Source organism: Streptomyces europaeiscabiei (assembly GCF_001550375.1).
In the GTDB taxonomy this organism is placed as follows: domain Bacteria; phylum Actinomycetota; class Actinomycetes; order Streptomycetales; family Streptomycetaceae; genus Streptomyces; species Streptomyces europaeiscabiei.
In genome coordinates, this window is the sequence record NZ_LRTR01000566.1 from 1 (window position 1) to 13089 (window position 13089).

Sequence of the window (13089 nt, forward strand, 5' to 3'; positions counted from 1 at the left end):
CCAGCCAGTGGGCGCTGCTCGCGGGCGCCGTCGCGGCGGCCTGCCGGGCGGCGTCGGTCAGGACGGTCACGGCGTGCGGGTCCCAGCCGGTCAGTGACCGCTCGACGTGGTGCGCCCGCTCGGTGACCGGCGCTCCGACCCGGGCCAGTTCGGCTGCGGCGAGATGGTGCATGCGGGTGCGCAGCATGGGGTCGGTGGTGTCGTGGACGAGGGCCCGCAGCACCGGATGCCGCAGTGCCCAGCGGCCGTCGGGCCCCGGCCGCGCGAGATCACGGGCGGTCAACTCCCGCAAGTCCGGGTCGAGTTCGCTTTCGAGGCGGCCGGTGACGGCTGCCACCAGGGAGGGTGCCGCGTGGTCGCCGAGCACGGCCACGGCCTGGACCGTCCGGCGCTGGCCGTCGGTGAGCGGCGTCAGCTCGTCCAGGAGCAGTGAGCTGAGGCCCGCCGCCCTGCCCGCCTGGAGCAGGGCAAGGAAGTACAGGGGGTTGCCCTCGCTGGCCGTGTACAGCTCGGCGGCGAGACCGGCCGGCCGGTCGGGGGCGAGCGCCGCGAGACAGGCGCTCCGGTCCAGGGGCCCGAGTTCGAGACGCAGCACCGTCCCGGTCTCCACGCCCCGGGTCAGTGAGGCGACGAGCCGGGGTGAGGTCTGCCGCTCGCGGCGCGCCACCACGATCACCACGGGGGCGCGCCGCGGCGGATGCCGTACGAGATGGTCGAGCAGTTCCAGGGACGCCGGGTCCGCCCAGTGCACGTCGTCCAGGGCCACCACGAGGCCGTCGCCCGTCCGTGCGATCCGGGCCAGGAAGGCGGCCGCCGCGCGTTGCAGCGCGAAACGGTCCACGGTGTGGACGTCGGCGAACGGGGACGGGATCCCGGTCTCGATGTCGAGGTCCGCGAGGGCGTCGGCGAGGGGCTGGTAGGGCAGATGCTGCTCGTACTCGGTCGCCCGGCCGCGCAGCACCGTCATGCCCCGGTCCCGCGCCCGCGCGCAGAACTCCGACACCAGTCTGCTCTTGCCGATCCCGGCCGCGCCGGTGACATCGACGACCGTCGGCCCTTGGCCGGACTCCGTCGGCCCTCGGCCGGTTCCCGTCAGCCCGTCGAGCACCTCGGCGAGCCGCGCCAACTCGGTCTCCCGGCTCACCAGCGGAGCCACGTCCCACGGCAATGCGATTCCCCCCGAAGCCGGCCCCGGGCCGTCCCGGGCCGATCCGCAGGTTCCTGATCGCGAACCTCCGGCCGATTCTCGAAGATTGTACGTAGTCCCGACATGTCGGCGGTCCGCTCACCGCGCTCGTCCGGGTGCCACCTTGACGCCCCTGACCGGCGCACCTAGGTTCCCCTCGACGCGATCAGCATGATCGGACGGACAGGTCCGCGATCAGACAGGCAGGTCGACGATGACGGACTCCGACGCCTCCGACGGCCCCGCCGCCGTCCGACCGCTCCAGGTGGAGACCCACGGCCTGGACGTGATCGGCGACGCCGACCGCAAAGGCACCCCCCGCACCCTCTTCTGGCCCTGGTTCGGCGCCAACGTCTCCGTTCTCGGCATGAGTTACGGCGCGTTCGCGCTCGGCTTCGGCATCTCCTTCCGGCAGGCGCTGGCCGCCGGGGTCATCGGCATCGTCTTCTCGTTCCTGCTCTGCGGCTTCGTCGCGGTCGCCGGCAAACGTGGCTCGGCCCCGACGATGGTGCTCAGCCGCGCCGCGTACGGGGTGCGCGGCAACCGGCTGCCCGCGGTCGTCTCCTGGCTGCTCACGGTCGGCTGGGAGACCGTGCTGTGCGCGCTCGCCACCATGGCCACCGCCACGGTCTTCGGCCGGCTCGGCACGGGCGGCGGCACCGGGACCAAGGTGATGGCGCTCGTCCTGGTCGCCGCACTGGTCGTGGTCGTCGGCGTGATGGGCTTCGACCTGATCATGAGATTCCAGACCGTCATCACCGTGGTCACCGGCGTGCTGACGGTCGTCTACGTCGCTCTGGTCGCCGACCACGTCCACTGGTCCGCCGTCAGTGCCGTACCGGCCGGATCCACCCAGGAGTTCATCGGCGCCCTCGTCTTCCTGATGACGGGCTTCGGCCTCGGCTGGGTCAACGCGGCCGCCGACTACTCCCGTTATCTGCCGCGCGGCTCCTCCGGCCGGGGCGTCGTCGCCTGGACCACCTTCGGCGCCTCCCTCGCCCCGCTGCTCCTGCTGGCCTTCGGACTGCTCCTCGCGGGCTCCTCGGCCGACCTCGGCGAGGCCATCGCCCTCGACCCGATCGGCGCGCTGACCACGCTCCTGCCGACCTGGTTCCTGGTGCCGTTCGCCGCCGTCGCCGTGCTCGGCCTGGTCGGCGGCGCCGTCCTCGACATCTACTCCTCCGGCCTCGCCCTGCTCGCGGCCGGCCTGCGCGTGCCGCGCCCGCTGGCCGCACTCGTGGACGGTGTGCTGATGATCGCGGGCGCCGTCTACATCGTCTTCGTCGCCGACGACTTCCTCGGCCCGTTCATCGGCTTCCTCACCACCCTCGGCGTCCCCATCGCCGCCTGGTGCGGCGTCATGCTCGCCGACCTCCTGCTGCGCCGCCGCGACTACGCCGAGGCAGACCTGTTCCGCCCGGACGGCCGCTACGGCGACCTCCCGCCGCTCCCCCTTCTCCTCACCGTCGCCGCCACCGCCCTCGGCTGGGGCCTGGTCACCAACTCCGCCGCGGGCTGGCTCGACTGGCAGGGCTATCTTCTCGGCCCCTTCGGCCTCGGCGGCAGGAACGGTGACTGGGCCTACGCAAACCTGGGCGTCCTGGTGGCTCTGGCGGCCGGCTTCCTCGGCACGCTGCTCCTGTCGCGGGGGCGGGTACGGGCGCAGGAGGGTCGCCCATGAGCGCGTCCGGCCCGCCCGACCTGCTCGCCGTCATCGACATGCAGCGCGTGTTCGCCGAGCCCACGAGCCCCTGGGCGGCCGCCCGCTTCGAGGAGGCCGCGGCAGGCGTACGGCGTCTGCTGCCGGCGTTCGCCGGACGGTCCGTGTTCACCCGCTTCGTCGCGCCGGAGCGGCCGGAGGGGGCCTGGCGGGCGTACTACGCCCAGGCGCCCTTCGCGCTGCAGCCACCCGACGCGCGCCTGTGGCAACTGGTCGACGAACTTTCCGACGAGGCACGGGACATGGTCGATGCCCCGACCTTCGGCAAGTGGGGCCCGGAGCTGTCCGCCCGCCTGGGAACGGGCGGGCGGCTGGTCCTGGCCGGGGTCAGCACCGACTGCTGTGTGCTGTCCACCGCCCTCGCGGCGGCCGACGCGGGCGTCGAGGTACTGGTGGCCGCCGACGCCTGCGCGGGAGCGGACGACGAGTCGCACGCCAAGGCCCTGTACGTGCTGGACCTGTACCGGCCGCTGGTCCGGGTCGTGACCGTCGACGAGGTCCTCGCTCAGTCGCGGCCCGAACCCCGGTAGAGGTCCAGCTCCCCGTCCAACTCCACCGCGAGCACGGTCGCGTACGCGTCGAGGTCGGCCTCCTCGGGGGCGTCGATCCAGGCCACGCCGGGCACGGCGTCCAGGCCACCGATCACCCGGTGGCCCAGCTCGGTGCCCGTGCCGAGGACGGTGACCTTTCTGACGGGGTTGCGCAGCCCTCGTACCGCCACGGACTCGCGCGGCACGTCGAAGCACATCAGATACAGGGTGCGCCGGTCGGCGGAGAGGGTACTGGGGCCGTAGTGGTGCCCGGCGGGCAGCCCGGCGACCGTCCCGTACACGGCGTCGGAGTGCCGGGCGATCCATGCGCCGAGTCCCTCCAGCCGCTCGACCTGCTCGGCGGGGATCGTCCCGTCCGCCCTCGGTCCGACGTCCAGCAGCAGATTGCCGCCCATGCCGATCGTCTCGGCGAAGTAGCGCACCAGCTGCCGCACCGACTTGTGGTTGTCGTCCTGGTGCTGGAAACCCCATGAGTCGTTGATGGTCAGGCACAACTCCCAGGGCCCGTCGGGTGCTTCGAGCGGCACCCCCTGCTCGGGGGTGGCGTAGTCGCCGTGGCTGAGCATGCGGGCGTTCAGAATGGTGTCCGGGTTCTCCGCGCGGATGAGCTCGGCCAACTCCCGGATCCGCCACTGCTGTTCGGTGCGCTCCCACTCGCCGTCGAACCACAGCAGATCGGGGCGGAACCGCTCGACCAGCTCGCGCACCTGACCGTCACGGTAGGCGAGGTAGCGGTCCCAGGCCACCGGGTCCTCCTCGCCGTGCGCGGCATGCGAGTAGGGGTTGGCGTCGTTGCCGCCCGGGTGCGTGTTCGACCACTGGTCGATCTCGGGGTGGCGGACGCTCGCGTAGTCCGGGTGGTTCCAGTCGGAGTGCGAGTAGTAGAGGCCGACCTTGAGGCCCCGCTCGCGCAGCGCGTCGACGTATCCGGTGATCAGGTCCCGGCCCGCCGGGGTGCGCCGGACGACTCCCAGGTCACCCTGGGCGGTGTCCCACAGGGCGACGCCGTCGTGGTGGCGTGCGGTGAGCACCGCGTACTTCGCGCCCACCCGGGCGAACAGCTCGGCCCAGGCCGCGGGTTCGTACGCGGACGCGGTGAAGCCGTCGAGCTGTTTCATGTACTGCTCGTGCGTCACCTCGCCCCAGTAGAAGGACCAGGACTCCGGGACCCCGTCCACGGCGTAGATGCCGTAGTGGATGAAGATGCCCAGTTTGGCGGCGGGAAACCAGGGTTGCATGGTCATGCGGCCACGCTAGGCGGCGGGCCTCGACGGGCGCGTGGGCGCGGGTCACCAGTACTGGTTCGTTTTCACCCCGAAGTGCTTCGGTGACGAGTGCGCCGCGCGATCCCCCTACGCGGATGTCATGTCCCTGTAGCCTTCGCGCTGCAAGGGCTTTCAGGGAGTTGCCGGTTCTGCTTGCAGATCGCCGCGCGTACCGCCCGGCGGATCGACTCCCCACACCCCGGCCCACATGGGAGAAGGCTCCTGAGGCGTACGCCCCCTGACCGGTCACGGCGCCCGTTCGAGGCGTTCCTCGCCGCGACCGGCCTGCTCGCGGCGCTCGCGGCGGCCCCGGAGGCAGGCTCCCTCCCGATGGAGCGGACCGCCGCCGAGGTGTCCACGGCCGAGCCCACCGGCAACACCTGCGTCAACCGGGGCAATCCCACGGGCGGGAAGAGTGCGGAGGGGTACGCGCTCTACAACTGCCAGTGGCCGAGCCCCACGGGCCAGTACTCCACCGAGGGCATCAGCGGCCAGATGGCCTTCAAACGCCGCTACACCGGCGGCTCGACCGACAGCTTCGCCCTGGTCACCGTCACCGGCGGCGCCACCTACACGGGCATCTCGAACGGCACCCACCGCGACGCCGTCACCGGTGACGTGAAAACCGTCTCCACCGGCACCCTGAGCGTCGGCGCACCCGGCAAGGGCAACCTGCGGGTGTACGTCTCAACGGCCCCGGCAAGATCGGTGGTGACGGCCCGTACCTGAAGTGACGGCCCGTACCTGAAGTGACGGCCCGTACCTGAAGTGACGGCCCGTACCTGAAGTGACGGCCCGTACCTGAGTGACCGGCTCTACCTGAGGCGACCGGCTGTACCTGAAGTGACGTAGAGGAATGCCCGCGCCCCTGTCGGGTACGCGAGGGGCGACGCGCCCGGAACGGACGCCGTTCCGGGCGGCCTTTCCATCACTACCTGGGATCTTCCATGGACATATCCTCCAACGGCCACCACGCACCCCAGGCCGCCTCGCCGGCCCAGCGCGCACTGACCGCCCTCGCCTTCGACACCCACGACACGGCCGCGCTGAACACGCTCGCCGAAAGCGACGTGCTGATTCCCGTGCCGGACGACGCCGACGAGGCGGCCGTGAGCGACCCGACGGCCGTGGCGCTGCCCGTCCTGGAGCAGCCGGGCGGCGAACAGATCGTGCCGGTCTTCACCTCGGAACCCGCGATGGCCGAACTCCTGCCCTACGTGTCGCGCTACCGCCTGGTACCCCTCGGCGCTCTGGCCTCACAGTGGCCGGCCGACGCCGACCTCTCCCTCACCATCGACGCCGGATCCCCGCACGGCCTCACCCTCGACGCCCACGACGTGGGCACCCTCCTGGGACGACACGGCATCTGACCCGCAGGACACCCAGGACACCCAGGACAACCACGGACACGCACCGACAACAGCCGAGGGAACGGCCCTCACGGCTTCACAACCCCGTCCCCGGGTTGAGGATCCCGTGCGGGTCGAACACCCCGTGCTCCCCGGTCGGCGTTCCGCCCCGCGGTCACGGTCGAGGCCCTACGAGGCCGGGTGCGAGGGAGCTGAAAGGACCTGCTCGCCCGCGTTCTCGACGCCGTGAGGTCAGCCCTGCTGCAACATGCGGGCCAGGGCGTCCCGCTGCAACGGCAGGACCTCCGTGTGCAGGTCGCGCCCCTTGGTCGTCAGCGTGACCCAGACCCCGCGCCGGTCCTCCGCGCAGACGGACCGTTCCACCAGGCCGTCCTTCTCCAGCCGGCCGATCAGCCGGGACAGCGCGCTCTGGCTGAGGTGGACCTTCTCCGCGATGTTCTGCACGCGGCACAGGTCGCCGGCCGCCGTGGCCGCGGCCATCCCCGACGCGAGGATGTCGAGCACCTCGAAGTCGCTGGCGCCGAGCCCGTGCGGATGCAGTACGCGGTCGATCTCGCACATCGTGCGGGCGTGCACGGACAGGATGTCCCGCCACTGGTCCTCGAGCCGGACACCGGTCGTGTTCGCTGCCATATGTGCACGGTAACAGAGAGCGAGACGATCGTTGCCTGTGCAACTAGTGCAGACGCAACCACCGCCCTCGCGCTACTCGGCCGCCGTGTCCTGCAGGAGCCCGACCAGGTTCCCGTCCGTGTCCTTCACCGAGGCGATGAGGCGGCCGCCGCCCACGTCGTGGACGTCCTCCAGCGTCTGGGCGCCGGCCCCGAGCAGCCCCGCGAGCGTCGACCGGATGTCGGTGACGTGCCAGTACGGCACGGGGCCGGTCATCCCCTTCGCGTGCCCGTTCGGGTCCAGGCCCACGTCCTGCCCCGCGTCCTTGAACCCGACGTAGTACGCCGAGTCCGCGTACGGCTCGACTTCCAACAGGGCGCTGAACAGGGCCTTCGCGGCGGCCAGGTCCTTGACGGGGTAGATGATGGTCTTGAGTCCGGCGGTCATGGTGTACTCCTCGGTGGTTGTTTCCGGTCGTTGGGATCTGTCGTCAACGCTAGGACGGGGGAGGGCCGGGTGGCTTCTCCGATCCTGACGGGTTGCGCCGGCCGGCCCTCTTCTCGCCCCCGCCGCGCCTACCCGTCCCATCCCAGGGGCTGTGGCCCTTCGACCCCCACCCGCGGGTCCGTCGTGGTTGCTCGCGCGGTTCCCCGCGCCCCTGAAAAGCAGGGGCTGGCCCCGTGCTTTTCGCTTCTAGGGGCGCGGGGAACCGCGCGAGAAGCCCCACCCACCCGCACCCGACAACGCACCCCCTCGGGGTCGAAGGGGCAGCGCCCCTGGGGATGGGAACGGGTAGCGGCGGCGGGGGCGAGGCGGGCTACGCCGGGCGGAGCCAGACCGTCGCCAGCGGCGGCAGGGTCACCCGGATGCTGCCCGCTCGCCCGTGCCAGGCATGTGGCTCGCGTTCGACGGGCCGCGGGTCGGTAACACCGCTCCCCCCATAGACCACGGCATCGGTGTTCAGCACCTCTCTCCACGCCGGTACGTCATCGGCCACCCCCAGCCGATACTCCTCCCGAACCACAGGGCTGAAGTTGGACACCGCCAACAGAGGCACACCCTCCGCGTCGAGCCGCAGAAACGCGAACACGTCGTCCTCCGCCGCATCGGCGCTCACCCACTGGAAACCGCCCGGATCGGTGTCCCGCTGCCAGAGGGCGGGCGTACGGCGATAGACGTTGTTGAGGTCACGGACGAGGTCGCGCACACCCCGGTGGTCGGCCTCGGCACCGTACGCGGGATCGAGCAGCCACCAGTCGGGTCCGTCCGGCTCCGACCACTCCGCCCCCTGCGCGAACTCCTGCCCCATGAAAAGGAGTTGCTTGCCCGGGTGCGCCCACATGAAGCCGAGGTACGCGCGGTGGTTGGCCCGCCGCTGCCACCAGTCACCTGGCATCTTCGACACCAGCGCCTGCTTCCCGTGCACGACCTCGTCGTGGGAGATGGGCAGCACGTAGTTCTCGCTGTACGCGTACACCATCGAGAACGACATCTCGTCGTGGTGGTACTTGCGGTGCACCGGCTCGTGCTGGATGTAACCCAGCGAGTCGTGCATCCACCCCATGTTCCACTTCAGCCCGAAGCCCAGGCCGCCGCTGTCGGTCGGGCGGGTCACGCCGTCCCAGGCCGTGGACTCCTCCGCGATGGTCACCACGCCCGGCGCGCGCCGGTACACCGTCGCGTTCATCTCCTGCAGGAAGGCGACCGCGTCCAGGTCCTCCCGCCCGCCGAACACATTGGGGGACCACTGGCCGGAGTCACGCGAGTAGTCGAGGTAGAGCATCGACGCGACCGCGTCCACCCGCAGCCCGTCGACATGGAACTCCTCGCACCAGTAGACGGCGTTCGCCACCAGGAAGTTGCGCACCTCGGTGCGGCCGAAGTCGAACTCGTACGTCCCCCAGTCCGGATGCTCGGCCCGCCGGCTGTCCCCGGGTTCGTAGAGGGGCTCCCCGTCGAAGCGGCCGAGGGCCCAGTCGTCCTTGGGGAAATGGGCGGGCACCCAATCCACGATCACGCCGATACCCGCCCGGTGCAGCGCGTCGACCAGGTACTTGAAGTCGTCGGGGGTGCCGAGCCGTGCGGTGGGCGCGTAGAAGCCGGTGACCTGGTAGCCCCAGGACCCGCTGAACGGGTGCTGGGCGACCGGCATCAGCTCGACATGGGTGAAGCCGAGGTCACAGACGTACTCCGGCAGTACATCGGCCAGTTGACGATACGTCAGTCCCGGTCGCCAGGAGGGAAGATGGATCTCGTAGACGGAGAACGGGGCCTCGTGCACCGGGATGTCCCCGCGCCCGGCCATCCACTCCGCGTCGCCCCACTCGTAGCGCGAGACCGTCACGATCGACGCGGTCGCGGGGGGCACCTCCGCCTGGCGGGCCATCGGGTCGGCCTTGAGGAGACGGTGGCCGTGGCGCGAGGTGATCTCGAACTTGTAGTGGGCGCCCTCGCCCACCCCCGGCAGGAACAGCTCCCAGACCCCGGACGAACCGAGGGACCTCATCGGGAACGCCGTCCCGTTCCAGCAGGCGAAGTCCCCGACGACACGCACCCCCCGGGCGTTCGGCGCCCATACGGTGAACCGGGTGCCGGCAACGCCCTGGTGGGTCATCGGCTCGGCGCCGAGCGCCTTCCACAGCTGCTCGTGCCGCCCCTCCCGGATCAGATGCAGATCCAGCTCGCCGAGTGAGGGCAGGAAGCGGTACGGGTCGTGGACGTCCTGGGCCGTGTCCTCGTAGGAGACGAGCAGCGTGTACTCCGGGACGGTGTCGAGCGGCAGCAGGACGGAGAAGAGGCCGTCTCCCTCCGAGGCGAGATACGTACGCTCGCCGTCGATCACGACGCTCACGGCGTGGGCGTACGGACGCAGCGCCCGTACGGCGATCCCACCCGGTACCGGGTGGGCGCCGAGCAGGGCGTGCGGGTCGTGGTGGGCGCCGGAGAGCAGTCGCGCACGGTCGCCCGGGTCGAGCGGTGGGGCGGCCACGGTCAGCCGTGCTCTGCGCGGGGGCGGACCCGCCGCCTCGGGGGGAGTGGTGTCGCGCAGGGCCACGGTCTCAGTCTCCTCTCACGGCGAGACGCTCGATCGCCGCCATGGGTACGGGAAGCCAGTCGGGGCGGTGCCGGGCCTCGTAGAGGACCTCGTACACGGCCCGGTCCGTCTCGTAGGCGCGCAGCAGCCCGTGCTTCTCGCGCGGGTCCCAGTCGGCGTGGGCGGCATAACCCGCGCAGTACGCCTCCCGGCAGCGGCGTGCCCACTCCGGGCGCCAGGGGCGGCGCTGCCGGGCGGCGTAGTCGAAGGAGCGCAGCATCCCGGCGATGTCCCGCACCGGTGACTGGGTGCCGCACCGTTCGGCCAGCGGACGGGACGGCTCGCCCTCGAAGTCGATGACGAACCACTCCCGGCCCGCCCGCAGCACCTGCCCCAGGTGCAGATCGCCGTGGACGCGCTGGGCGGGCGGCCCGACGTCGCAGGAGAGCAGGGCGCGGAAGGCGGTGCGCAGACCGGGGACGAACGGCCGCAGCGCCGGTACACAGCGCGCGGCGGCGTCCAGCCGCTCGGTCATCGCGGCCGCCGTCCGCCCGTTCTCGTCATGGGTCCCGGAGGGGAAGGCCGAGGCCAGCGCCATGTGCACCTCCGCCGTGGCCCGGCCCAGCTCGCGCGCCTGCGCCGTGAAGTCGTGGCCGGCGGCGAGCGCGTCGAGCGCCAGCGTCCAGCCGTCGGACGCGTCGGGCAGGAACGGCTGCAGCACGCCGAGCGTCGCCGCGAAGGGATCGGTCGTCCGGAACCAGGCCACCGGCGCCGGCACCCGGCCGCACCCCTGCCCGGCGAGCGCCCCCGGCACCTCCAGATCGGGGTTCACCCCCGGCTGGATGCGCCGGAAGACCTTCAGGATGAACGCGTCCCCGTACACCAGCGAGGAGTTGGACTGCTCGGCGTCCAGCAGTCGAGGAGCCAGCCCGGCCGGTACCCGTACGTCCGGGTCCGCCTCGAAGCACAGCGGGCCGGCCGTACCGGGGTGGCGCAGTCGTTCGAGCAGCAACTGGGCCGAGCGAGTGTCGTAGAGCGCGTCGTACACGGTCAGACCCGCCAGCGGCCCCTCGTGCGCCTGCCCGATCAGCGCCCGGCCGAGGCGCGGCACCGGATGCTCGCGCACACCGAGCAGCAGTTGATAGCAGTCACCGGACAGGGGAGTGCCGCCGGGCGCGGGTACCCCGCCGTGGCCGGTGTGGCTCTGCTGGCCGGTGTGCACGAGCAGGTGCAGACAGCCCGGATACAGCTCGGTCATCGACAGCAGGGCCAGGTCCGTGACGGGGCGGTCCTTGCCGGCGAACCAGCGCTGGCGCGGCAGCCACTTGCGCAGCAGACCGGCGAGCGAGGTCATGAGGTCGGCGGCGACCCCGGCGCTGCTCGGCCGGAGCAGTGCGGTTGCGGTCTTCGACATGGTGACGCGTCCTTTCGCCGGCCCGCGCCTCAACGCCCTCGGGCGGCGCGGGAGAGGACTCGGGAGAGCCGGAACCAGTAGAAGCCGTGGCCCGCGAGGGTGAGGAGATAGGGCAGTTCACCGATGGCGGGGAAACGGACACCGCCGATGAGTTCGACGGGGTGGCGTCCTTCGTAGGCGCGCAGATCGAGTTCGGTGGGCTGTGCGAAACGGGAGAAGTTGTTGACGCACAGCACCAGGTCGTCCCCGTCCTCCTCGATCGAGGGCGCCTCCCGGAGATACGCCAGCACGGCCGGGTTGGACGACGGCAGTTCGGTGTAGGTGCCGAGGCCGAACGCCGGGTTCTGTTTGCGGATCTCGATCATGCGGCGGGTCCAGTGCAGCAGTGACGACGGCGACGACATGGACGCCTCGACGTTGGTGACCTGGTAGCCGTAGACGGGGTCCATGATCGTCGGCAGTGACAGCCTGCCGGGGTCGCAGGAGGAGAAGCCGGCGTTGCGGTCGGGTGTCCACTGCATGGGGGTGCGTACGGCGTCGCGGTCGCCGAGCCAGATGTTGTCGCCCATGCCGATCTCGTCGCCGTAGTAGAGGATCGGCGAGCCGGGCAGGGACAGCAGCAGGGCGGTGAAGAGTTCGATCTGGTTGCGGTCGTTGTCCAGGAGCGGGGCGAGCCGGCGGCGGATGCCGATGTTGGCGCGCATGCGCGGGTCCTTGGCGTACTCCGCGTACATGTAGTCGCGTTCTTCGTCGGTGACCATTTCGAGGGTCAGCTCGTCGTGGTTGCGCAGGAAGATGCCCCATTGGCAGCTGGAGGGGATGGCCGGGGTCTTGGCGAGGATTTCCGAGACGGGGTAGCGGGATTCCCTGCGGACCGCCATGAAGATCCTCGGCATCACCGGGAAGTGGAATGCCATGTGGCATTCGTCGCCGCCGCTGGGGAAGTCGCCGAAGTAGTCGACGACGTCCTCCGGCCACTGGTTCGCCTCGGCCAGCAGCACGGTGTCGGGATAGTGCGCGTCGATCTCCTTCCGCACCCGCTTGAGGAAGTGGTGGGTTGCGGGAAGGTTTTCGCAGTTGGTGCCCTCCTGCTGGTACAGGTAGGGCACCGCGTCCAGGCGGAAGCCGTCGATGCCCAGGTCCAGCCAGAACCGCAGCGCCGAGATGATCTCCTCCTGTACCGCCGGGTTCTCGTAGTTGAGGTCCGGTTGGTGGGAGAAGAAGCGGTGCCAGTAGTACTGCTTGCGGACGGGGTCGAAGGTCCAGTTGGAGGCTTCGGTGTCGACGAAGATGATGCGGGCGTCCTGGAACTGTTTGTCGTCGTCGGCCCAGACGTAGTAGTCGCCGTAGGGGCCGTCGGGGTCGTTCCTGGACTCCTGGAACCACGGGTGCTGGTCGCTGGTGTGGTTCATGACGAAGTCGATGATGACGCGCATGCCGCGTTGGTGGGCGGCGTCGACGAACTCGACGAAGTCGGCGAGGTCGCCGAACTCGGGGAGGACGGCGGTGTAGTCGGAGACGTCGTAGCCGCCGTCGCGCAGGGGCGATTTGAAGAAGGGCGGGAGCCAGATGCAGTCGATGCCCAGCCACTGCAGGTAGTCGAGTTTGGCGGTGAGGCCCTTGAGGTCGCCGATGCCGTCGCCGTTGCTGTCCTGGAAGGAGCGGACGAGGACCTCGTAGAAGACGGCGCGTTTGAACCAGTCCGGATCCCGGTCCCTCTGCGGAGTGTCCTCGAAGGTGTCCGGGATGGGTTTGTTCGTGGTCATGGCGTGCCTGACCCTCCGATCTGCGACGAGGAGGACGTGCTCTCGGCACGGAGTTGGACGTGGAGGACGTGCGCGGGCGCCCGCCCGGGTTCCAGGCGCACGTAGTTCGTCCTTCCCCAGCGGTAGGTCTCCCCCGTCAACTCGTCGCGCACCGGCACGTTCTCGTCCGGG

10 protein-coding genes and 2 pseudogenes are annotated in these 13089 nt (G+C 70.8%); 4 read left to right on the top strand and 8 right to left on the bottom strand.

Annotated features, from left to right (window positions below; all coding sequences use genetic code 11):
* On the bottom strand, nt 1–1144 hold a 1144-nt coding region (locus tag AWZ10_RS27420; RefSeq protein ID WP_341846103.1), incomplete at its 3' end, for an AAA family ATPase.
* Between the two features lie 256 nt (nt 1145–1400).
* Here AWZ10_RS27420 and AWZ10_RS27425 point away from each other — a divergent pair.
* Nucleotides 1401–2867 carry a purine-cytosine permease family protein gene (locus AWZ10_RS27425; RefSeq protein ID WP_046707817.1) on the top strand — a complete coding sequence of 489 codons (1467 nt, stop codon included), beginning with the start codon at nt 1401–1403 and terminating at the stop codon, nt 2865–2867.
* On the top strand, nt 2864–3436 hold the full coding sequence (locus tag AWZ10_RS27430) for a cysteine hydrolase family protein (protein WP_046707816.1): 573 nt from the start codon (nt 2864–2866) through the stop codon (nt 3434–3436). Before AWZ10_RS27425 ends, AWZ10_RS27430 begins: the two co-directional genes overlap by 4 nt.
* Here the strand turns inward: AWZ10_RS27430 and AWZ10_RS27435 are convergent.
* Nucleotides 3412–4701: an alpha-L-fucosidase gene (locus AWZ10_RS27435; protein WP_060892304.1), complete on the bottom strand. Its 1290-nt coding sequence runs from the start codon at nt 4699–4701 to the stop codon at nt 3412–3414. The genes AWZ10_RS27430 and AWZ10_RS27435 overlap by 25 nt on opposite strands.
* 483 nt (nt 4702–5184) lie before the next feature.
* On the opposite strand from AWZ10_RS27435, the pseudogene AWZ10_RS27440 reads away from it, so the two are divergent.
* Both AWZ10_RS27440 and AWZ10_RS27445 read left to right on the top strand, forming a co-directional pair.
* Nucleotides 5185–5456, top strand: a pseudogene (locus tag AWZ10_RS27440) (hypothetical protein); the annotation flags it as partial.
* A gap of 213 nt (nt 5457–5669) precedes the next feature.
* Nucleotides 5670–6092, top strand: a complete 423-nt coding sequence (locus AWZ10_RS27445) for an SseB family protein (RefSeq protein ID WP_060892305.1) — start codon at nt 5670–5672, stop codon at nt 6090–6092.
* 231 nt (nt 6093–6323) lie between these two features.
* Here the strand turns inward: AWZ10_RS27445 and AWZ10_RS27450 are convergent, their stop codons facing one another.
* From AWZ10_RS27450 to AWZ10_RS55510, 6 genes and pseudogenes are all read right to left on the bottom strand, one after another.
* Nucleotides 6324–6725: a MarR family winged helix-turn-helix transcriptional regulator gene (locus tag AWZ10_RS27450; RefSeq protein ID WP_046707812.1), complete on the bottom strand. Its 402-nt coding sequence runs from the start codon at nt 6723–6725 to the stop codon at nt 6324–6326.
* 72 nt (nt 6726–6797) lie between these two features.
* Complete coding sequence (locus AWZ10_RS27455; protein WP_046707811.1) at nt 6798–7151, bottom strand: VOC family protein; 354 nt, start codon at nt 7149–7151, stop codon at nt 6798–6800.
* 370 nt (nt 7152–7521) lie between these two features.
* Entirely contained in the window at nt 7522–9759 is a 2238-nt protein-coding gene (gene glgB, locus AWZ10_RS27460) for a 1,4-alpha-glucan branching enzyme (protein ID WP_060892306.1), read from the bottom strand.
* Nucleotides 9760–9763: 4 nt separating this feature from the next.
* Nucleotides 9764–11152 (bottom strand): maltokinase N-terminal cap-like domain-containing protein, encoded by a 1389-nt coding sequence (locus AWZ10_RS27465; protein WP_046709574.1) that lies wholly within the window; start codon nt 11150–11152, stop codon nt 9764–9766.
* A gap of 29 nt (nt 11153–11181) precedes the next feature.
* Nucleotides 11182–12918 (bottom strand): maltose alpha-D-glucosyltransferase, encoded by a 1737-nt coding sequence (gene treS / locus AWZ10_RS27470; RefSeq protein ID WP_060892307.1) that lies wholly within the window; start codon nt 12916–12918, stop codon nt 11182–11184.
* Nucleotides 12915–13089 (bottom strand): annotated as a pseudogene (locus AWZ10_RS55510) (hypothetical protein); the annotation flags it as partial. The pseudogene AWZ10_RS55510 and the gene treS, both read right to left, overlap by 4 nt.

What these genes read in the sequence shown, in the direction of transcription:
- AWZ10_RS27425 (WP_046707817.1), top strand. Translation starts at nt 1,401, where the DNA reads ATGACGGACTCCGACGCCTCCGACGGCCCCGCCGCCGTCCGACCGCTC.
- AWZ10_RS27430 (WP_046707816.1), top strand. Translation starts at nt 2,864, where the DNA reads ATGAGCGCGTCCGGCCCGCCCGACCTGCTCGCCGTCATCGACATGCAG.
- AWZ10_RS27435 (WP_060892304.1), bottom strand. Translation starts at nt 4,701, where the DNA reads ATGACCATGCAACCCTGGTTTCCCGCCGCCAAACTGGGCATCTTCATC.
- AWZ10_RS27445 (WP_060892305.1), top strand. Translation starts at nt 5,670, where the DNA reads ATGGACATATCCTCCAACGGCCACCACGCACCCCAGGCCGCCTCGCCG.
- AWZ10_RS27450 (WP_046707812.1), bottom strand. Translation starts at nt 6,725, where the DNA reads ATGGCAGCGAACACGACCGGTGTCCGGCTCGAGGACCAGTGGCGGGAC.
- AWZ10_RS27455 (WP_046707811.1), bottom strand. Translation starts at nt 7,151, where the DNA reads ATGACCGCCGGACTCAAGACCATCATCTACCCCGTCAAGGACCTGGCC.
- AWZ10_RS27465 (WP_046709574.1), bottom strand. Translation starts at nt 11,152, where the DNA reads ATGTCGAAGACCGCAACCGCACTGCTCCGGCCGAGCAGCGCCGGGGTC.
- treS (WP_060892307.1), bottom strand. Translation starts at nt 12,918, where the DNA reads ATGACCACGAACAAACCCATCCCGGACACCTTCGAGGACACTCCGCAG.